The organism is Streptomyces bungoensis, assembly GCF_001514215.1.
In the GTDB taxonomy this organism is placed as follows: Bacteria; Actinomycetota; Actinomycetes; order Streptomycetales; family Streptomycetaceae; genus Streptomyces; species Streptomyces bungoensis.
Genome location: NZ_KQ948871.1, coordinates 114,071 through 133,152, shown reverse-complemented (window position 1 = coordinate 133,152; position 19,082 = coordinate 114,071). Strand labels below are relative to the sequence as shown.

18 protein-coding genes and 1 riboswitch are annotated in these 19,082 nt (G+C 74.3%); of the genes, 10 read left to right on the top strand and 8 right to left on the bottom strand.

Going from position 1 to position 19,082, the window contains the following annotated elements:
- Nucleotides 1-65 precede the first annotated feature (65 nt).
- Both AQJ66_RS31060 and AQJ66_RS31055 read left to right on the top strand, forming a co-directional pair.
- Nucleotides 66-1,445, top strand: a complete 1,380-nt coding sequence (locus tag AQJ66_RS31060) for a CoA transferase (RefSeq protein WP_061928595.1) — start codon at nt 66-68, stop codon at nt 1,443-1,445.
- Nucleotides 1,446-1,544: 99 nt separating this feature from the next.
- On the top strand, nt 1,545-2,555 hold the full coding sequence (locus tag AQJ66_RS31055; RefSeq protein WP_061928593.1) for a CopD family protein: 1,011 nt from the start codon (nt 1,545-1,547) through the stop codon (nt 2,553-2,555).
- A gap of 4 nt (nt 2,556-2,559) precedes the next feature.
- On the opposite strand, the gene AQJ66_RS31050 is transcribed toward AQJ66_RS31055, so the two are convergent.
- Nucleotides 2,560-3,606 (bottom strand): zinc-dependent alcohol dehydrogenase family protein, encoded by a 1,047-nt coding sequence (locus AQJ66_RS31050; RefSeq protein ID WP_061928591.1) that lies wholly within the window; start codon nt 3,604-3,606, stop codon nt 2,560-2,562.
- A 116-nt stretch (nt 3,607-3,722) separates the two neighbouring features.
- Nucleotides 3,723-4,433, bottom strand: a complete 711-nt coding sequence (locus tag AQJ66_RS31045; protein WP_061928589.1) for a VIT1/CCC1 transporter family protein — start codon at nt 4,431-4,433, stop codon at nt 3,723-3,725.
- A 386-nt stretch (nt 4,434-4,819) separates the two neighbouring features.
- Between AQJ66_RS31045 and AQJ66_RS31040 the strand changes: the two genes are divergently transcribed.
- From AQJ66_RS31040 to AQJ66_RS31020, 5 genes are all read left to right on the top strand, one after another.
- Nucleotides 4,820-5,803 (top strand): DEDDh family exonuclease, encoded by a 984-nt coding sequence (locus AQJ66_RS31040; RefSeq protein WP_061928678.1) that lies wholly within the window; start codon nt 4,820-4,822, stop codon nt 5,801-5,803.
- Between the two features lie 104 nt (nt 5,804-5,907).
- Nucleotides 5,908-6,141: a hypothetical protein gene (locus AQJ66_RS31035; protein ID WP_061928587.1), complete on the top strand. Its 234-nt coding sequence runs from the start codon at nt 5,908-5,910 to the stop codon at nt 6,139-6,141.
- A gap of 49 nt (nt 6,142-6,190) precedes the next feature.
- Nucleotides 6,191-6,988 (top strand): SURF1 family cytochrome oxidase biogenesis protein, encoded by a 798-nt coding sequence (locus AQJ66_RS31030; protein ID WP_079060531.1) that lies wholly within the window; start codon nt 6,191-6,193, stop codon nt 6,986-6,988.
- Between the two features lie 83 nt (nt 6,989-7,071).
- Nucleotides 7,072-8,868, top strand: coding sequence for a glycoside hydrolase family 15 protein (locus tag AQJ66_RS31025; RefSeq protein WP_061928584.1), 1,797 nt, complete (start codon nt 7,072-7,074; stop codon nt 8,866-8,868).
- A 21-nt stretch (nt 8,869-8,889) separates the two neighbouring features.
- Nucleotides 8,890-9,645 (top strand): SDR family oxidoreductase, encoded by a 756-nt coding sequence (locus AQJ66_RS31020; RefSeq protein ID WP_061928582.1) that lies wholly within the window; start codon nt 8,890-8,892, stop codon nt 9,643-9,645.
- Nucleotides 9,646-9,735: 90 nt separating this feature from the next.
- On the opposite strand, the gene AQJ66_RS31015 is transcribed toward AQJ66_RS31020, so the two are convergent.
- The 3 genes from AQJ66_RS31015 to AQJ66_RS31005 all read right to left on the bottom strand — a co-directional run bounded on the left by AQJ66_RS31015 (nt 9,736) and on the right by AQJ66_RS31005 (nt 12,824).
- Nucleotides 9,736-10,539 carry an enoyl-CoA hydratase/isomerase family protein gene (locus AQJ66_RS31015; protein ID WP_061928580.1) on the bottom strand — a complete coding sequence of 268 codons (804 nt, stop codon included), beginning with the start codon at nt 10,537-10,539 and terminating at the stop codon, nt 9,736-9,738.
- Nucleotides 10,540-10,668: 129 nt separating this feature from the next.
- Nucleotides 10,669-10,890 (bottom strand): helix-turn-helix domain-containing protein, encoded by a 222-nt coding sequence (locus AQJ66_RS31010; RefSeq protein ID WP_010355597.1) that lies wholly within the window; start codon nt 10,888-10,890, stop codon nt 10,669-10,671.
- A 335-nt stretch (nt 10,891-11,225) separates the two neighbouring features.
- A complete protein-coding gene (locus AQJ66_RS31005) occupies nt 11,226-12,824 on the bottom strand; it encodes an ABC-F family ATP-binding cassette domain-containing protein (RefSeq protein WP_061928578.1) in 1,599 nt (532 codons plus the stop codon).
- 222 nt (nt 12,825-13,046) lie between these two features.
- Between AQJ66_RS31005 and AQJ66_RS31000 the strand changes: the two genes are divergently transcribed.
- Nucleotides 13,047-13,457 (top strand): VOC family protein, encoded by a 411-nt coding sequence (locus AQJ66_RS31000; RefSeq protein WP_061928676.1) that lies wholly within the window; start codon nt 13,047-13,049, stop codon nt 13,455-13,457.
- A gap of 19 nt (nt 13,458-13,476) precedes the next feature.
- Here the strand turns inward: AQJ66_RS31000 and AQJ66_RS30995 are convergent, their stop codons facing one another.
- From AQJ66_RS30995 to AQJ66_RS30985, 3 genes are all read right to left on the bottom strand, one after another.
- Nucleotides 13,477-14,937 carry a hypothetical protein gene (locus AQJ66_RS30995; RefSeq protein WP_208611491.1) on the bottom strand — a complete coding sequence of 487 codons (1,461 nt, stop codon included), beginning with the start codon at nt 14,935-14,937 and terminating at the stop codon, nt 13,477-13,479.
- 225 nt (nt 14,938-15,162) lie between these two features.
- Nucleotides 15,163-16,290 (bottom strand): alpha/beta hydrolase, encoded by a 1,128-nt coding sequence (locus AQJ66_RS30990; RefSeq protein WP_061928674.1) that lies wholly within the window; start codon nt 16,288-16,290, stop codon nt 15,163-15,165.
- A 120-nt stretch (nt 16,291-16,410) separates the two neighbouring features.
- Nucleotides 16,411-17,058 (bottom strand): class II aldolase/adducin family protein, encoded by a 648-nt coding sequence (locus AQJ66_RS30985; RefSeq protein ID WP_208611490.1) that lies wholly within the window; start codon nt 17,056-17,058, stop codon nt 16,411-16,413.
- 204 nt (nt 17,059-17,262) lie between these two features.
- Between AQJ66_RS30985 and AQJ66_RS30980 the strand changes: the two genes are divergently transcribed.
- Both AQJ66_RS30980 and AQJ66_RS30975 read left to right on the top strand, forming a co-directional pair.
- Nucleotides 17,263-18,519 (top strand): inorganic phosphate transporter, encoded by a 1,257-nt coding sequence (locus AQJ66_RS30980; protein WP_061928572.1) that lies wholly within the window; start codon nt 17,263-17,265, stop codon nt 18,517-18,519.
- A 34-nt stretch (nt 18,520-18,553) separates the two neighbouring features.
- Nucleotides 18,554-18,781, top strand: a complete 228-nt coding sequence (locus tag AQJ66_RS30975; protein WP_061928570.1) for a hypothetical protein — start codon at nt 18,554-18,556, stop codon at nt 18,779-18,781.
- Nucleotides 18,782-18,900: 119 nt separating this feature from the next.
- Nucleotides 18,901-19,040, top strand: a riboswitch (cobalamin riboswitch).
- Nucleotides 19,041-19,082 lie beyond the last annotated feature (42 nt).

Here is a 19,082-nt window from a genome sequence, read left to right as displayed (position 1 = left end):
GCCGGCTCGACGGAGCCGGCAGCCCGGTCCATATGTTGATTCAGTCAATACCGCATAGTGCAGTCATGACTGAACTCAAGTACGCCTGGAGTGCCGTGGGCGGCGATCCCGCCCTGGTGTCGCGTGTGTCGGTCGTCGCCCGCCCCGGAGCGCTCGAGGCCCGGCTGCCCGTACGCCGGCTGGCGCGCGCCTGCGTCGGCGCCTGTGCGCTGGCCGCCGCCGAGCTGGGCGCGCGCCGGGCCGGGCTCGCGCGGGTCCCGCAGGTCCGGGTGGACGACGGTGCGCTCGCCGCCGCCTTCCACAGCGAGCGGCTGGTGCGGATCGACGGACGGGCCCCGGTCCTGTTCGCGCCGCTGTCCCGGTTCTGGCGGACGGCCGACGGCTGGGTGCGCACCCACGCCAACTACCCGCACCACCGCGCCCGGTTGCTGACCGCACTGGGCCTGCCGGACGACGCCGGCGTGGACGCCGTGGCCGCACGGTTCGCCGAACGGACCGCCGTGGAGTCGGAGGAGGCGGTGTACCGCGCCGGCGGCCTCGCCGTGGCCCTGCGCACCCCCGGGGAGTGGGCGGCGCACGAGCAGGCCGCCGAGGTGGCCGCCCGGCCGCTGGTCGAGCGGGAGCTGCCGGACGCGGCACCCGCGCGCGTACTGCCCGCGCCGGACCCGGCCACCGCTCCCCTGCTGCCCGCCGCCGGGCTGCGCGTCCTGGACCTCACCCGGGTCCTCGCCGGCCCGGTCGCCACCCGCACCCTCGCCCTGCTCGGCGCGGACGTCCTGCGCCTGGACGCCCCGCACCTGCCCGAACTGCCGGACCAGCACGCCGACACGGGCTTCGGCAAGCGGTCGGCGACCCTCGACCTCGACACCGGCCGGGAGCGTTTCGAGGAGCTGCTCGCCTCGGCCGACGTGGTGGTCACCGGCTACCGGCCGGGCGCCCTGGACCGGTTCGGCCTCTCCCCCGAGGCCCTGGCCGAGCGGCGCCCGGGTCTGATCGTGGCGCAGGTGTCGGCCTGGGGCGCCTACGGGCCCTGGAGCGGGCGGCGCGGCTTCGACAGCCTGGTGCAGGTCGCGACCGGCATCGCGGTGGCCGAGGGCTCGGCGCGGGAGCCCGGCGCGCTGCCCGCGCAGGCCCTGGACCACGGCACGGGGTACCTGCTGGCGGCGGCCGTCCTGCGGGCGGTCACCGAGCGGTCGTACGACGGGCAGGGCCGGTGCGTGCGGCTGGCGCTGGCCCGCACCGCACGCTGGCTGACGGACGGGATCCCGGACGACCCGGACCCGGCCGGGGAGCCGTATCCGGGCCCCGAGGCCTGGCTCGCCGAGACGGACGGCCCGCTGGGGCGGCTGCGGTACGCCCTGCCGCCGGTGTCCTTCGCGGGCGGCCCCACCGGCTGGAGCCGGCCCCCGGTGCCGTGGGGTACCAGCCCCGCGCGCTGGAGCTGACCGCAGCGGCGGCCGGAAACGCACGCAGGACGGGAGGCCGTGGCTCCGCTTGGCCACCCGGACTTGCCCCGTTCCGTGGCGGCTCGCCAGGATCACGGGGTGAGCCCGTCACCACCGGCCGGCGCGGCGGCCGACACGAACACCGCGGCCCGGCGGCCCGGCACCGGCCGGGCCGTCACCGCACTGGTGCTGGTGGCCCTGGCCGCCCTGATCCCCCTGCTCGGCCCGTCCGCCGCACTGCACGGCACCGGCGAGGCCGCGGCCCCCGGAGCGGGCGGCACGGCCCTGCTGCGCGGGACGCTGTTCGCCGCGCTGAGCGTCCCGCTCGGCGAGCTGTTCGTGCTCCGGCTGGCCCGGCGCCTGCCCGGCGCCCCGCCCGCACGGCCGAGCAGCTGGGCGCCGTTCGCGAACGCCGTCGGCTTCGTCGCCGCGCTGGCGCTCGCCGCGGTGGTCGCCGCCGGCGGTCTGGTCCCGCACCGTCTCGGCCAGATCGACGCCGGCGGCCTGTACGGCACCCGCGACGGCAGGCAGGCGCTGCTGGAGGTCAACGCCTTCCTGTCGGCGGCGCTGTGCGCGCGCTCCCGGCGCCCGGCGGCCCAGGTGTGGCCGCTGGCCGCGGTGGTGGTCGCCGAGGTGCTGCGCGCGCATCCCGTGAGCGAGCAGAGCCCGCTGACCGGCTCCGTCCTGACGCTGGTCCACCTGACCTGCGCTGCGCTGTGGGCGGGCGGGCTGCTGCACGCGCTGCGGACCGTGCGGCGGTGGCGGGGCGACGCGGCCGGGGCCGCGCTGCTGGGGCGCTACGCGCGCGTGGCGGCCGCTCTGCTCGCCGCCCTCACCGCGACGGGCGTGTGGAGTGCGCTGCGGCGCATGCCGGCGGCCACGGTCCTGGACCAGCTGACGGCGACGGCCTACGGGCGCGCCCTGCTGGCCAAGGTGCTGCTGGTCGCCGTCGTCGCCGCGCTCGCCCTGTGGGCGCGGATCCGGCTCGGCCGGGCGGCCGACCCGCTGACCGCCCGCGTCCCCGCACGGGCCGAGCTGGCCGCGCTGGGGGCGGTGGTGGCGGTCTCGGGCCTGCTGACGGCGCTGCCGCTGCCGATCCGCTGGTCGTGAACGCCTAGCCGTTGGTGACGAGCACCTTCAGGGCGGTGCGCTCGTCCATGGCCTTGTAGCCGTCCGGTACGCCCTCGATGCCGACGGTCAGGTCGAACACGGGCGAGGGGTCGATCGTGCCGTCGAGGACGTCGGGAAGCAGCTCGGGGATGTAGGCGCGGACCGGGGCGACGCCGCCGCGCAGGGCGATGTTCCGGTCGAACATGACGCCGAGGTCCAGGCCGGTCCCGCTGCCGTGGGGCACGCCGACGAAGCCGATCGCGCCGCCGTCGCGGGTGATGTGCACGGCCGTCCGCATGGACTGCTCCGTGCCGACCGCCTCCACGACGGCGTGCGCGCCCTGGCCGCGGGTGAGCGCGCGGACGGCCTCGACGGCCGCCTCCCCGCGCTCGGCGACGACGTCCGTGGCGCCGAAGCGGCGGGCGATGCCGGTACGGGCCTCGTGCCGGCCGAGCGCGATGATCCGCTCGGCGCCCAGCCGCCTGGCCGCCAGGACGGCGCACAGACCGACCGCGCCGTCGCCGACGACGGCGACCGTGGCGCCGGGGCGGGCGCCCGCGCCGAGGGCGGCGTGGTGGCCGGTGCCCAGGACGTCGGAGAGGGTGAGCAGGGCCGACAGCAGGCGGTCGTCGCCGGCCGCCTCCTTCGGCAGCCGCACCAGGGTGCCGTCGGCGAACGGCACGCGCACGGCCTCGCCCTGGCCGCCGTCGTGGCCGACGGAGCCCCAGAAGCCGCCGTGCTCGCAGGACGTCGTCAGACCCTCGCGGCAGTAGTCGCAGACGCCGTCGGACCACATGAAGGGCGCCACCACGAGGTCGCCGCGCCGGAGCGTGCCCACCTCGGCGCCGGTCTCCTCGACCACACCGAGGAACTCGTGCCCGATCCGCTGGCCCGGCTGCCGGGCGGCCTCGCCGCGGTAGGCCCACAGGTCGCTGCCGCAGATGCAGGCGCGCAGCACCCGTACGACGGCGTCGGTGGGCAGCTGCACCGCCGGCTCGGGGACGTCCTCCACGCGCAGGTCGTAGGGGGCGTGGATGGTGGTGGCGCGCATGGCGAGGGTCCTTCTCGTGCGGGGTCGTGCGGTGCGCCCGGGGGTGGTGGGCGGCCCTTCACGGTACGCGGCCGGGCGGTCCCGCCGTACCGGGGGTACCCGGACCCCGCGGGGCGTCACACTCCGGCCGCCCCCAGCAGGCTGCCCGCCGCGTACGTGACCGCCATCGCCAGGGCCCCGCCCGCCACGTTGCGCAGCACCGCGCGCTTCGGGGCGGCGGAGCCGAGGCGGGCGCTGCTCCAGCCGGTGAACACGAGGGCGCCCAGCACGGACAGGACGGTGACCGGGAGCCGCCAGGCGGGCGGGGGCAGCACGATGGCCAGCAGGGGCAGCAGCGCGCCCACCGTGAACGCCACGAAGCTCGCCCAGGCGGCGTGCCAGGGGTTGGTCAGCTCGTCCGGGTCGATGCCGAGCTCCACGCGCGCGTGGGCCCGCAGCGCGTCCCGCTCGGTGAGCTGCTCGGCGGCCTCCCGGGCCACCTCCCGGGACAGGCCGCGCTCCTCCAGCAGCCCGGTCAGCTCCAGCAGTTCGGCCTCCGGCTCCTCCCTCAGCTCGCGCTTCTCCATGGCCAGCGCGGCCCGCTCGGAGTCGCGCTGGGTGGAGACGGAGACGTACTCGCCCGCCGCCATGGACATCGATCCGGCCAGCAGCCCGGCCAGGCCCGCGGTGAGCAGGGCGGCCCGGTCCTGGGTGGCGCCGGCCACGCCGACGACCAGGCCCGCGGTGGAGACGATGCCGTCGTTCGCGCCCAGCACGGCCGCGCGCAGCCAGTTCAGCCGGGAGCCGAGCGCTCCTGCGTGGGCCTCGTCGTGGGTGGGTTCCATCACACGGTCCAGCTTCCCATCCCGACGCTCACGACACCCGTACCGACGCCCCTGCCGCCACCGCCCCCACGTTCCGGCGACGCTTTTCCTGGCGGCCCGTCACCTGCGGCAGACGTACGGGGGACGGCGGGCGGACCGCGACCCGGAACCGCCCACGGCAGGGGAACCGTCCGCGGCGCAAGCACCGGCGCCCGGCACTCCAAGCGGCCTGCGGTCGACCGGTGTTCGGGAGGTCCCCGGCACCGTGCCGTCCGCGCCAGGCGGAGCGCCGCGGCCGGTTTTCCGCACGCGCACGCGCGTGCGGGCCTCGAGCGGCAGGGCGCGTCGCAGGCCCCTGGCCGGCACCTGCGGGACCGCGGTGTCGGTCGGGGCCCTTATCCTCAGTGACCATGCTCGAAGACCGTGCGACCGCAGTGTCCTCCCCCACCCAGTGGCCGGCCGCGTATCCGAAGGGATACGCGGTCGTTGACGTGGAGACCACCGGCCTGGCCCGGGACGACCGGATCATCTCCGCGGCCGTGTACCGGCTGGACGAGCGCGGCGAGGTCGAGGACCACTGGTACACGCTGGTCAACCCGGAGCGCGATCCGGGCCCGGTGTGGATACACGGCCTGACGAGCGAGGTGCTCGACGGGGCGCCGCTCTTCGGGGAGGTCGCCGAGGAGTTCGCGGCCCGGCTGGACGGCCGGGTGCTGGTCGCGCACAACGCGGTCTTCGACTGGCAGATGATCGCGCGCGAGTACGCGCGCGCCCGGCGCGAGGCCCCGGTGCGGCAGCGGCTGTGCACCATCGCGCTGTCCAAGGAACTGGGCCTGGTGCTGCCCAACTTCAAACTGGAGTCGCTGGCGGCGCACTTCGGGGTCGTCCAGCAGCGGGCGCACCACGCGCTGGACGACGCGCGGGTGCTCGCCGAGGTGTTCCGGCCGAGCCTGCGGGCCGCGGCGGCGGGCGGCGTCCGGCTGCCGCTGCTGGAGTGCCGGCCGCTGACGGAGTGGTCGGACCGGCCCGTGCCCCGGCAGTCCACGGGCGGCTACGGCGGCTACCGGCCCGGCGGTTGGCGTCCCGCCCGGAAGAGACCCGCCTGCCCGTACCCCAACCCGGGCCGGTACGAGGACGGCGAACGACTCAAACAGGGCATGCGGGTGGCGTTCTCCGGTGACACCTCCACCGAGCGCGAGCTGCTGGAGGACCGGGCGACCGAGGCCGGACTGCACGTGGCGGGCAGCATCTCCCGGCTGACCAGCCTGCTGGTCACCAACGACCCGGACTCGGGCACGAGCAAGGTGGTCAAGGCCCGGCAGTTCGGCACGCCGATCGTCGACGAGGCCGCCTTCGGGCAGCTGCTGAGGGATGTGGAGCCCGCTGGGGAGTGACCCGGGCGACCCGCCGGGGGGATGATCGTACGACCGGGTGATTGGCCCGCGACTCGCCCGGCACGCGCTCGCCCGGACCCGGGTGACGGCTCACCCTGTGGCGCATGGCGAAATGCGAAGTTTGCGGCAATGACTACGGGATGACCTTCGAGGTCCACGCACAGGGAGCCGTGCACGTCTTCGACTGCTTCTCGTGCGCGATCCACCGCATGGCCCCGATCTGCGAGCACTGCCGGGTGCAGATCATCGGGCAGGGCGTGGAGGCCGACGGCAAGTTCTACTGCGGCGCCCACTGCGCCCGCGCCGAGGGAAAGGTGGGCATCGTCGACCGGGTGTGACCCGGTACCCGCCTGAATGCACCCCGCGGCCCGGAGGTACCGTCGTGGGGTGCACCGCTACCGCTTCCTGCTGACCCGCCAGTGGGTGATCCTCACCCTCGTCGCGATCGCACTGATCCCGGCGATGATAAGGCTCGGCTTCTGGCAGCAGCACCGGTACGAGGAGCGCACCGCCCGGAACAACCTGGTCTCGGCCGCACTGCGCGCCAAGCCGGTGCCGGTGGAGCGCCTCACCTCCCCCGGACACGCCGTGACCCGCACCGAGAGGTACCGCACGGTCACCGCGACCGGCACCTTCGACACCTCCCGCGAAGTGGTGGTCCGGCGCCGGACCGGCTCCGACGGCGAGGTCGGTTTCCACGTCCTCACCCCGTTCGTGCTGAGTGACGGCAAGGTGCTGCTCGTCAACCGGGGCTGGATCCCCGCGGACGGCGCCCAGACCGCCTTCCCGAAGATCCCCGCGCCGCCCGCCGGGCGGACCACCGTCAGCGGGCGGCTGATGGCGGACGAGACCACCGCCGCGAGCGGCATCAAGAACATCAAGGGCCTCCCGGACCGGCAGATCATGCTGATCAACAGCGCTCAGGAGGCGCGGCGGCTCGGCGCGGAGGTGCTCGGCGGCTACATCCAGCAGACGGCGCCCGCGCCCAAGGGGGGCTCCCCGGAGCAGATCTCCGACCCCGGCAGCGAGGACGCCCCGCTGAACTACGCCTACATGATCCAGTGGTGGCTGTTCGCCGCGGGCGTCCCGGTCGGCTGGTGGTTCCTGGTGCGGCGCGAGATCCGCGACCAGGAGGAGGCCACGGCCGAGAACGAGACGGAGGAATCGGAACCGGCCACGGTCTGAGCGCCCCGCGGCAGGCCGCCGCGGCGTCACTCCCCCGGCGCACCACCTGATTGGCCCCCATTTCCGCAGGGAAACCGCTCCCCGTGAACGCGCGCATCGAGGACTACGCCCTCATCGGCGACGAACAGACCGCGGCCCTGGTCGGCAGGGACGGCTCGATCGACTGGCTGTGCCTGCCGCGCTTCGACTCCGGCGCCTGCTTCGCGAGGCTCCTGGGCGACGAGGACAACGGGTACTGGCGCATCGCGCCGAAGGGCGCGGACACCTCCACCCGCCGCGCCTACCGGCCCGGCACCCTCGTGCTGGACACCGAGTGGGAGACCGCCGACGGCACGGTCCGGGTGACCGACCTGATGCCGCAGCGCGAGCGCGCCCCCGACGTCGTACGCGTCGTGGAGGGCGTCAGCGGGCGCGTGACCGTCCGCAGCACGCTGCGGCTGCGCTTCGACTACGGCTCGATCGTCCCCTGGATGCGCCGCTCCGACGGTCACCGGGTGGCCGTCGCCGGACCGGACTCGGCGTGGCTGCGCTCCGAGCCGGCCGTGCACACCTGGGGCGAGCACATGGGCACCCACGCCGAGTTCACGGTCGCCGAGGGCGAGCGGGTCGCGTTCGTGCTCACCTGGCACCCCTCGCACGAGCCGCGTCCCCCGCTCGTCGACCCCTACGAGGCGCTGAGCAGCAGCGTCACCGACTGGCGGCGCTGGACGTCGCGCTGCCGCTACGCCGGTCCGCACCGGGACGCGGTGGTCAGGTCCCTGATCACCCTGAAGGCGCTCACCTACGCCCCGACCGGCGGGATCGTGGCCGCGCCGACCACCTCACTGCCCGAGAAGCTCGGCGGCGTGCGCAACTGGGACTACCGCTACTGCTGGCTGCGCGACTCCACCCTGACCCTCGGCGCCCTGCTGTCCGCGGGCTACCACGAGGAGGCCGCGGCCTGGCGCGACTGGCTGCTGCGGGCGGTGGCGGGCAACCCGGCGGACCTGCAGATCATGTACGGCGTGGCGGGTGAACGGCGGCTGTCGGAGACCGAGCTGCCCTGGCTGTCCGGCTTCGCCGGGTCCACGCCCGTGCGCACCGGCAACGGCGCGGCGGACCAGCTCCAGCTCGACGTCTACGGCGAGGTGATGGACTCGCTGGCACTCGCCCGGGCCTCGGGGCTGCCGTCCCGGCCGCACATGTGGGCGCTGCAGTGCGCGCTGATGGAGTTCCTCCAGGCGCAGTGGCGGCAGCCGGACGAGGGGCTGTGGGAGGTGCGCGGCGGCCGGCGCCAGTTCGTCCACTCGAAGGTGATGGTGTGGGTGGCCGCCGACCGCGCCGTGCGCACCCTGGAGGAGCACCCCGGCCTGAAGGGCGACCTGGAGGGCTGGCGCCGGCTGCGCGAGGAGGTGCACCGGGAGGTGTGCGAGAAGGGGTACGACCCCGAGCGGAACACCTTCACGCAGTACTACGGTTCGCGGGAACTGGACGCGGCGCTGCTGCTCATTCCGCGGGTGGGCTTCCTGCCCCCGGACGACCCGCGGGTGGTGGGCACGGTCGACGCCCTGCGCGACGACCTGGGCCACGGCGGGTTCCTGCGCCGCTACGACACCGAGGGCTCGGCGGTCGACGGGCTGCCGGACGGCGAGGGCGTCTTCCTGGCCTGCTCGTTCTGGCTGGCCGACGCCCTGCACCTGACGGGCCGCGCCAAGGAGGCGCGGGAGCTGTTCGAGCGGCTGGCGGGGCTCGTCAACGACGTCGGGCTGCTGGCCGAGGAGTACGACCCGGTGGGCGGCTGCCAGCTGGGCAACTTCCCGCAGGCCTTCAGCCACATCGCCCTCGTGAACACCGCCATGATCCTCTTCGGGGACCCGGGGGCCGGGGACACGGCCGGATGACCGCACGGCAGGATGGGAACCATGGATCTTGGACTGAAGGACCGGGTGTACGTCGTCACGGGCGCCACCCGCGGGCTGGGCAACGCCGCGGCACGGGAGCTCGTCGCCGACGGCGCGAAGGTGGTCGTCACCGGCCGTGACGAGCAGCGGGTGGCCGACGCGGCCGCCGAGCTGGGCCCGAACGCGGTGGGCGTGGCCGTGGACAACGCCGAGGCGGGGGCGCCCGAGCGGCTCGTCGCGGCGGCACGGGAGCACTTCGGCGGCTTCCACGGGGTGCTCGTCAGCGTCGGCGGCCCGCCGCCCGGTTTCGTCGCCGACAACACCGACGAGCAGTGGCGGGACGCGTTCGAGTCGGTGTTCCTCGGTGCGGTACGGCTCGCCCGCGCGGCGGCGGCCGAGCTGGAGGCGGGCGGTGTCATCGGCTTCGTGCTGTCCGGATCGGTGCACGAGCCGATCCCGGGCCTGACGCTGTCCAACGGGCTGCGGCCGGGGCTCGCCGGGTTCGCGAAGTCGATCTCCGACGAGCTGGGGCCGCGCGGGATCCGGGTCGTGGGGCTGCTGCCGTCCCGCATCGACACCGACCGCGTGCGCGAGCTGGACTCCCTGTCCGCGGACCCGGAGGCCACCCGCGCCGCCAACGAGTCGCGGATCCCCCTGCGGCGCTACGGCACGCCGGAGGAGTTCGGGCGCGTGGCGGCGTTCCTGCTGTCCCCGGCCGCTTCCTACCTCACGGGGATCATGCTGCCGGTGGACGGCGGGATGCGGCACGGCTTCTGAGGAGGCCGGTCCCGCGCGCACCCGACGGGAGTGCCGGGCCGCGCAGGCGGCCCGGCGGATCCGTGCGGTGGCCGGTGCCCGGCCCGCGGGTCACTCGCCGAGGCCGGCCAGGTCCCGCAGGCGCCGGGCCTGGGCGGCCCGCTCGGCGGCGCGCTGGGACTCGTAGTCCCGGCCCTGTGCGCCGCGCAGCAACGCCTTGGTCTCCACCACGGCGTCGCGGGGCGCGGCCAGCATCGCGGCGGCCAGGTCCCGTACGGCGGCGTCGAGTTCACCGGCGGGCACGGCGAGGTTGGCCAGGCCGGACCCCACCGCCTCCTCGGCCCCGACGAACCGCCCGGTCACGCACATCTCGAGCGCGCGGGCGTATCCGACGAGACCGACGAGCGGATGCGTACCGGTCAGGTCCGGGACCAGGCCCAGGCTGGTCTCGCGCATGGCGAACTGCACGTCGTCGGCGACCACCCGGAGGTCACAGGCGAGCGCGAGCTGGAAACCGGCACCGACAGCATGTCCCTGGACGGCGGCGATGGACACGAGGTCGTTGCGCCGCCACCAGGTGAAAGCCTCCTGGTATTCGGCGATGGTCGCGTCGAGCCCGGCGTCGTCACGGCGCGCGAGGTCGATGAAGGTCGGCTCGCCCGGGATCCCCTCCGGAGTGAACATCTGCCGGTCCAGCCCGGCGGAGAAGGACTTGCCCTCGCCGCGCAGCACCACGACCCGGACGGAGCCCGGCAGCAGCCGGCCGGCCTCGGTGAGCGCCCGCCAGAGGGCGGGGCTCTGCGCGTTGCGCTTGGCCGGGTTGGCCAGCGTCACCGTCGCGAGCGCGTCGTCGACGGTGAGCCGTACGCCGTCCTTGTCGAGTACAGGAGCGAGGTCCTGGTCGGGCGAAGCCATGGGGCGCCTCCGATGGGTGCGGTCAGTGCGCAGTGCCGTACCGGCATGCTAAGTGACTGCACAGTAACCACCCGGCCGATCACCAGGCCGACCGGGTGGCCACCATCGAAGCCGATGGGCCGCCCGGAGTCAGGACGTAGCGGCCTTCTTGCCCCGGGTCGCTCCACCACGCCCACGAAGCGTGACGCCCGACTCACTGAGCATCCGGTGCACGAAGCCATACGAGCGGCCGGTCTCCTCGGCCAGCGCCCGGATGCTCGCACCGGAGTCGTACTTCTTCTTCAGGTCTGCCGCGAGCTTGTCGCGCGCGGCGCCGGTCACCCGGCTGCCCTTCTTCAGAGTCTCGGCCACCCGTGCCTCCTCATGGGAAGTGCGCTCTGGTCTCCTCATGATCACCCCTCCGGGGCGGGATGGCCACCCATTCGGCAAGGTCCGTGAGACATCGTTGTGACGACAGGAGCCGATCCCCACAAGCGGAAGACGGTATTCCAGGGGCTCGTGTCCGCAGGGCCGAACGGGTGGAATCGCGAAGTACCAGGTCAGAGGCGCGCGTCGGCCGACCCCCCGCATGCTGGGGGATCAGCCGGCGGATGGATGTAGGACACACCTCGATACGAGGAGATCTCACTCAGATGATGGATCACGGCTCGGCCGAATGATCCATACGCAGTGGATCAGATTTTCGATCAAGCCAGGGCGACGAGGTCGGCGTAGTCGGAGCCCCACAGGTCCTCGACGCCGTCCGGCAGCAGGATGATCCGCTCCGGCTGGAGCGCCTCGACGGCGCCCTCGTCGTGCGTGACGAGGACGACCGCGCCCTTGTAGGTGCGCAGGGCGCCGAGGATCTCCTCGCGGCTGGCGGGGTCGAGGTTGTTGGTCGGCTCGTCGAGCAGCAGGACGTTGGCGGAGGAGACGACCAGGGTCGCGAGCGCGAGCCGGGTCTTCTCGCCGCCGGAGAGGACACCGGCCGGCTTGTCGACGTCGTCGCCGGAGAACAGGAACGAGCCGAGCACCTTGCGGACCTCGACCAGGTCCAGGTCGGGCGCGGCCGAGCGCATGTTCTCCAGGACCGTGCGCTCGGGGTCCAGGGTCTCGTGCTCCTGGGCGTAGTAGCCGAGCTTGAGGCCGTGGCCGGGGACGACCTGGCCGGTGTCCGGCTGCTCCACGCCGCCCAGCAGGCGCAGCAGGGTGGTCTTGCCGGCGCCGTTGAGGCCGAGGATGACGACCCGGGAGCCCTTGTCGATGGCCAGGTCGACGTCGGTGAAGATCTCCAGCGAGCCGTACGACTTCGACAGGCCCTCGGCCATCAGCGGGGTCTTGCCGCAGGGCGCGGGCTCGGGGAAGCGGAGCTTGGCGACCTTGTCGGACATCCGGACCTCGTCGAGCCCGGAGAGCAGCTTCTCGGCCCGGCGGGCCATGTTCTGCGCGGCGACCGTCTTGGTGGCCTTGGCGCGCATCTTGTCGGCCTGCGCGTTGAGCGCGGCGGCCTTCTTCTCGGCGTTGGCGCGCTCGCGCTTGCGGCGCTTCTCGTCGGACTCGCGCTGCTGCTGGTAGAGCTTCCAGCCCATGTTGTAGACGTCGATCTGGGCGCGGTTGGCATCCAGGTAGAAGACCTTGTTGACGACCGTCTCGACCAGGTCGACGTCGTGGGAGATCACGATGAAGCCGCCGCGGTACGTCTTCAGGTAGTCGCGCAGCCAGGTGATCGAGTCCGCGTCGAGGTGGTTGGTCGGCTCGTCCAGCAGCAGGGTGTCGGCGTCCGAGAACAGGATGCGGGCCAGCTCGATACGGCGGCGCTGACCACCGGAGAGCGTGTGCAGCGGCTGTCCGAGGACCCGGTCGGGCAGGTTGAGCGCGGCGGCGATGGTGGCGGCCTCGGCCTCGGCGGCGTAGCCGCCCTTGGTGAGGAACTCCGTCTCCTGGCGCTCGTACTGCCTGAGGGCCTTCTCACGCGTGGCGCCCTGGCCGTTGGCGATGCGCTGCTCGTTCTCTCGCATCTTGCGGATCAGCACGTCGAGGCCGCGCGCGGAGAGGATGCGGTCGCGGGCGAGGACGTCGAGGTCGCCGGTGCGGGGGTCCTGCGGGAGGTAGCCGACCTCGCCGGAGCGGGCGATCTGGCCGGCGGCCGGGATGCCCTCGCCGGCCAGGCACTTGGTGAGGGTGGTCTTGCCGGCGCCGTTGCGGCCGACGAGGCCGATGCGGTCGCCCTTGGCGACACGGAAGGTGGCGTTCTCGATGAGGACGCGCGCACCGGCGCGCAGCTCGATACCGGAGGCGGTGATCACGGACAGACTCCAGGGCGTACTGGGATTGGCGGTGGGCGGCTGCGGACGTTCCCGCCGTCTAATGCGCGAGGAGAATGGCCATGGGGACCAGTCTAACGGGGCCGTGCAAGCGGTTTTCCCCGTCCGCGTGTCCGGGGGCGGGGCGTCGGGGGCGGGGCGTTGTCGGTGGCGGCTGGAAGACTCGGGGGTCCGGCGGAACCGGCACACGAGGGAGTGATCGGCATGGCAGGTACGGGTGGACGGCCGGGCGTGTTCCCCACGCTGCTGTACGCGGACGCGAAGGCGGCGATCCGGCAGCTCACGGAGGGTCTCGGCTTCACCGAGCTGTCGGTGTACGAGACGGAGGGCGGCATGGTGCTGCACGCCGAGCTCGTGCAGGGCGGCGGGGCGGTGATGATCGGGTCCAGGGGGCGCGGCGGGCTCTTCGACGCGGTGATGAAGGACGCGGGGCCCGCGGGGGTGTACGTCGCCGTGGACGACGTCGACGCCCACCACCAGCGGGCCGTGGAGCACGGCGTGGAGATCCTGATGCCCCCGACGGACCAGGACCACGGCTCGCGGGACTACATGGCCCGGGACACCGAGGGCAACGTGTGGAGCTTCGGGACGTACGCCCCGCAGACCGGCGTCTGAGGACCGCCCGCCCGGCGGTCTATCCGCCGGTGTGCACCTGGAAGGCGGCGCGGCGCACGGCCTTGGCGAGGGCGGGGTCGGGGTGGGCCGCGGCGAGGGCGACCAGGACCTGCACGGTGCGCGGGTGTCCCACGGCGCGGACCTCGTCCAGCAGCGCGGGCACGGTGGGCTGCACCGCGGCCTCCAGGTGCCGTACCAGCATCGCGGTCTCGCCGTGGTCGCTGACGGCGGCCGCGGTGTCGACCCACAGCCAGGTGGCCTCCTCGCGGGTGAGCACCTCGTGGGCGTCCTCGGGGTCGACGCCGTCGTGCTCGGCGAGCCACAGCAGGGCGTACGGCCGCAGGGCGGGCTCCTCGACGACGGCGCGCACGTCCGGCTCGGCGGGGGCGCCGACGACGCGCAGCGCCTCGAAGGCGAGGCCGCGCAGCAGGGCGTCCTCGCCGCGGGCGGCGGCGAGCAGTTCGGTGACGGCGCTGCCGACGGGGCGGGCGGCGAGCCAGGCGCGGTACTCGGCGCGGGCCGCGTTGGGGCGCAGCTGGGCGCAGCCGCGGAGCATGTCCTCGGCGGACTGCTCGATGTTCCCGGCGGGGCTCTGCGCGGCCACGCAGATCTGCTCCAGCTTGACCCAGACCGCCCAGCTGCCGAGCGGGGTGAGCGTCGCCTGGCCGTCCCCGTAGGTCAGCGCGCCGACGGAGGCGAGCGCCTGGAGGGCCCAGTCGAGGAGCGGGGCGAGGGAGGCCTCCCCGGCGCCCGCGGGGTCCTCGGCGAGGACGGTGGCCCCGGCGACCGCGGCGCCGGCGGGGGCGGTGGCCGCGGGCTCGGCGGGGCCCGCGGCGGCGGGCTCGTAGGGGACCTCGCAGCGGGCCGTGCGCAGTTCCGTGACCCGCTGCTGGAGCAGGTCGAGGAGCTGGTCGACGGGCACGGGGCCGGCGGAGAGCTGGAGGAAGGAGAGCACCTGGGGCATGGCCGAGACGACCTCGGCGACGCCGGCGGCCTCGTGGCCGGCGGGCTCCGGGCAGGCGAGCGACCAGGCGTCGAACAGGGCCACCCAGCCGCGCAGCACGGCGCTGTCGTCCCGGTCCCAGGCGCGCAGGCGCCAGCCGGGGCGCGCGCTGTCCCCGTGCACCTCGACGAGTCCGGCGAGGCGGGCGGTGTCCCAGTCGGCGCGGATCTGAGCGGCGCTCAGCCCGAGCGCGGCGGCGGCACGTTCCGCGGTCGCCTCGGAGAGCGTGGCCTTGCCGTCGGCGGTGGCCGCGTCGCTCCCGGGGCCGAGGGCGGCGTCGGCCCAGCGGGCCACACGGACCGCGCCGGCCAGGCCGATGCGCGCCATTCTGGCCAGTTCGGCGGGGGCCGGGGTGCCCTCCGGCGGCCGGGGTGCGGGGCGGCGCGAGCGCCGCTGGTTCACAGCTCTGGGGGCGGCGGCCAGGGGTCGCGGTCGGACGAGTCGAAGCCTGGAGTCGCGCGGGATACGGGACGTCACGGGTGCAGTCTTCCGGTTGACGGTCCGAAAACCCAAACGGAATGTCACGCGGGGCGACGGGGCTGGCCAAGGCACACCGTTCCCGGCTGGGCCGGTGGTCCTCATCAGGCCAGTCGTACAGCCGTGAACGGAACCACTGGAACCGGGGCTTCCGCCTCGTTCGCGACCGGAGCGGAAGCCGGATCGGGAGCAGGCTCGGGAACCCGGTCGAGAACCGGGGATGCGTCACATGAGCGGCGTCAGGAACCGGCGCAGGCGCTCCTCGTACTCCGCGGGGTCCGCGTTCCACATGGCCGCGTGCGGCGCCTGCGGGACGGTGTGCAGGGCGACGACGTCGGGACGCCGGTCGGCGAGACGCCGGGAGTACACCCAGGGGGCCACCGTGTCGTCCGGGCCGTGGACGATCAGCGTCGGCACGGTGAGCCGGCCGGGATCGGTGAGGCCGGCCGCCAGGTCGGCGTTCAGCCCGGCCCTGCCCTGCGCGGCCCGCACCGCGAGCGGCAGCAGGGGCCCGGGGGTGCGGCGGGCCCGGGCGAGGGCGCGCAGGGTGGCCTGCCAGCTGAGCACCGGCGAGTCGAGGACGAGTCCGGCGACGCGCTCACGCACCGCGGAGTGCTGGGCGGCGAGCAGGGCCATGGTGGCGCCGGTGGACCAGCCGAGCAGGACGACCCGGCGGGCGCCGTGGCGGACGGCGTGGCGGATCGCCGCGTCCACGTCGCGCCACTCCGTCTCGCCGAGGTGGTTCAGCCCGTCCGGCGGGCGCGGGGCGCCCGGGTCGCCGCGGTAGGCGAGCGCGAGGACCGGCAGACGGCGGCCGTGCAGGAATCTCATGACGTTCAGCGCCTGCTCGCGCGTGGTGCCGAGGCCGTGCACCGCGATCACCCAGGTGTCCCGGTCGCCGGGCACGAACCAGGCCGGCAGCGCGCCCAGCTCGCCGGGGATGTCGATGTCGGCGTGTTCGAGTCCCAGGGCGGTGCCCGGGTCGCCGACGTACAGGTTCGGGGTGAGCCGGACGGAGTCGCCGGGCGCGAGGGTGCCGTGCGTGACGCGCTCCAGGCGGCGCACGACCGTGTCCGCGCTGGGTGCGGGCGCGTCGAGGACGGGGCCGACGACCGCGTGGGAGCCGTCGCCCGCCAGGCCGTAGGTGCCGGGCCGCAGCGAGGCCAGGTCGCGGGTGAGGGTGATCTGCCCCGCGGCCGTGGCGTGCACGGTCAGCCGCGGTTCGGTGGGCAGGGGCCGGCCCGCGGGCGCCTTCAGCGCGGCGTCGCTGGCGAGGCGTCCGGCGGCCACGGAGGCCGCGCCGGCGGCCAGGACGGCGGTGAGCGCGGCGGCGGTCGCTCTGACGGTGCGCACGGCTCCAGTGTCGGGGCGGTCGCCGTCACCGGCCAGCCGAGGGCCGGACCGGGCCGGGAACGGCGGGCGCCGGAACAGGGGGCCGTGCAGCAGGGGGGACAGGGAACGGGACAGCAAGGGTCACCTCCGTTGGCCGTACCCCTTCAAACGTGCCCCGGCCTCGGCCATGTGTGCCTCGCTGAGCAGAGAAGGCGTCCGGCCCGGCACCGCGGACGCCGTGAGCCACAGCCGGCACATCCACTCGAGCTGGGCGGTGCGGTCGTAGGCCTGGTCGAGGCCGGCGCCGTAGGTGATCGTGCCGTGGTTCTGCAGCAGGCAGCCGGAGCGGCCGGCGAGGGCGCGCAGCATGTTCTCGGCCAGTTCGGCGGTGCCGTAGGTGGCGTAGGGGGCGACCCGGACCGGGCCGCCGAGCGCGGCGGCCATGTAGTGGATCGGGGGCAGCTCGGTGACCAGGGTGGAGACGGCCGTGGCGTGCACGGCGTGGGTGTGGACGACGGCGCGGGCGTCGGTGGTGCGGTAGACGGCGAGGTGCATCGGCAGCTCGCTGGTCGGCACGAGCGTGCCGCGCACCTGCCGCCCGGTGAGGTCGACGGCGGTGAGGTCGTCCCCGGTCAGCCGGTCGTAGGGCACGCCCGAGGGGGTGACCAGCACGAGGTCGCCGACGCGCGCGGAGACGTTGCCGGAGGTGCCGACGACCAGGCCGTCGGCGACGGTCCGGCGGGCGGTGGTGACCAACGTCTCCCAGACCCGCGATTCCTCGTCCCTCACCGCTCGCTCCCCTCCTGGGCGGCCTGCCGCGGCCGGTTCCGTACCGATCCTGCCACCGGCCGGGCACGGACGGTGGCGGCGGGGAGCGACCGGAATGGCACACCCCTGTTTCCGACACCCTGATGCCCGGCCCAGTTCACCTTCCGTTCACCCAGGTTGCCTACGTTCATCCAGCCAATGACGCTCGAACGATTGCCTGGGTAAATGGAAAGCTTCTCGCTGATCCTCGCGATTGTGGTGGTAACCGCACTCGCGTTCGATTTCACGAACGGTTTCCACGACACCGCCAACGCGATGGCCACCACCATCTCGACCGGCGCGCTCAAGCCCAAGGTCGCGGTGGCCATGTCCGCCGTGCTGAACCTTGTAGGCGCTTTCCTCTCCGTGGAGGTCGCCAACACGATCTCCAAGGGGCTCGTCGATGAGAACGGCATCCGTCCCGAGGTCATCTTCGCCGCCCTGGTCGGCGCGATTCTCTGGAACCTGCTGACCTGGCTGGTGGGACTGCCCTCCAGCTCCTCGCACGCCCTCATGGGCGGCCTGATCGGCGCCACCATCGCCTCCGCGGGCTTCGGCGCCGTCCACGGTGACGTCCTCGTCACCAAGGTGCTGCTGCCCGCCGTCGCCGCGCCGATCGTGGCCGGCGTCGCGGCGATGCTCGCCACCCGCTTCTCCTACGGCATGGGCAAGAACGCCGACGGCGAGGCCTCCCGCAAGGGCTACCGCGCCGGCCAGATCGCCTCGGCCGGCCTGGTCTCCCTCGCGCACGGCACGAACGACGCGCAGAAGACGATGGGCATCATCACCCTCGCGCTGATCGCGGGCGGTGCCATCGCCCCCGGCTCCAACCCTCCCACCTGGGTGATCCTCTCCGCCGGCCTGGCCATCGCGCTCGGCACCTACATCGGCGGCTGGCGCATCATCCGCACCATGGGCAAGGGCCTGACCGACCTCGAGCCGCAGCAGGGCTTCGCCGCCCAGACCAGCGCGGCCACCGCCATCCTCGCCTCGTCGCACCTCGGCTTCTCCCTCTCCACCACCCACGTCGTCTCCGGCTCGGTGATGGGCACGGGCCTGGGCCGCAAGGGCGGAGTGGTCCGCTGGTCCACGGCGACCCGGATGGTCGTCGCCTGGGCGCTGACCCTGCCGGCCGCCGCGCTGGTCGGCGCGGGCGCCGAGGCCGTGACGGACCTCGGCGACTGGGGCACCGCGGTCGTCGCCGTGTTCCTGGTCGGCTCCAGCGCCGCCATCTGGAAGCTCTCGCGCCGCCAGGTCGTCGACCACAGCAACGTCAACGAGGTCGACGAGACCGAGCCGGCCGGCGTGGTGACCGCCGCGATCGCCGCGGTGATCCCGCCTCCCACGGCGGCCGCCGAGGACCTGGCGGCCACCATCCCGGCTCCGGCCGGCGCCGAACCCGCCTCCGCGACCCAGGCGGCCCCGCCGGCCGCCAAGGTCTGACCCGAGCACCCGGTGACAGGAAAGCAGTACTGATATGAAGATCGACTGGGCGGCCATCGGTTCCGTCTTCGGTGTCAGCCTCGTGTTCACGGTGGGCCTCGTGGCCGTGTTCACGCTCGGCGTCAACGGCCTGGTGCGGCGCGAGAAGGCCGCCGCACAGGGCGGCTCCGCGGGCCTGGCCCTGACGGGCGCGTACGTCTGCTTCGCCGCCTGCGCGGCCGCGGTGGCGTACGGGATCTACCTGATCATGGCCAAGGCCTGATCGACCGCGGTCGAGGCCCCTCACCGGCACGTTCCGGTGGGGGGCCTCGCGCATGCCGGAAGCCGGCCGGTGTGGGCTTGTGCACAGTCGGGCGTCCCAGGTCACGGCCAGGTTGACGGCCGTTCACGGCCCGTGGTGGACTGCCCACGCCATCTACGGCGGCAGGAGAGGAAGCCGGTGCGAATCCGGCGCGGTCCCGCCACTGTCACCGGGGTAGAAACCCCCGGGAGCCAGGAACTCTCGCCGCCGGTCTCGTCGAACCAGGGCGCGGACACCCTGAGTGAGGACACGTATCGCCATG

Excerpts from the sequence above, each read along its gene's own strand:
- AQJ66_RS31000 (WP_061928676.1), top strand. The coding sequence starts at position 13,047 with ATGGCAGGTACGGGTGGACGGCCGGGCGTGTTCCCCACGCTGCTGTAC.
- AQJ66_RS30975 (WP_061928570.1), top strand. The coding sequence starts at position 18,554 with ATGAAGATCGACTGGGCGGCCATCGGTTCCGTCTTCGGTGTCAGCCTC.
- AQJ66_RS31020 (WP_061928582.1), top strand. The coding sequence starts at position 8,890 with ATGGATCTTGGACTGAAGGACCGGGTGTACGTCGTCACGGGCGCCACC.
- AQJ66_RS31060 (WP_061928595.1), top strand. The coding sequence starts at position 66 with ATGACTGAACTCAAGTACGCCTGGAGTGCCGTGGGCGGCGATCCCGCC.
- AQJ66_RS31035 (WP_061928587.1), top strand. The coding sequence starts at position 5,908 with ATGGCGAAATGCGAAGTTTGCGGCAATGACTACGGGATGACCTTCGAG.
- AQJ66_RS31050 (WP_061928591.1), bottom strand. The coding sequence starts at position 3,606 with ATGCGCGCCACCACCATCCACGCCCCCTACGACCTGCGCGTGGAGGAC.
- AQJ66_RS31015 (WP_061928580.1), bottom strand. The coding sequence starts at position 10,539 with ATGGCTTCGCCCGACCAGGACCTCGCTCCTGTACTCGACAAGGACGGC.
- AQJ66_RS30980 (WP_061928572.1), top strand. The coding sequence starts at position 17,263 with ATGGAAAGCTTCTCGCTGATCCTCGCGATTGTGGTGGTAACCGCACTC.
- AQJ66_RS31040 (WP_061928678.1), top strand. The coding sequence starts at position 4,820 with ATGCTCGAAGACCGTGCGACCGCAGTGTCCTCCCCCACCCAGTGGCCG.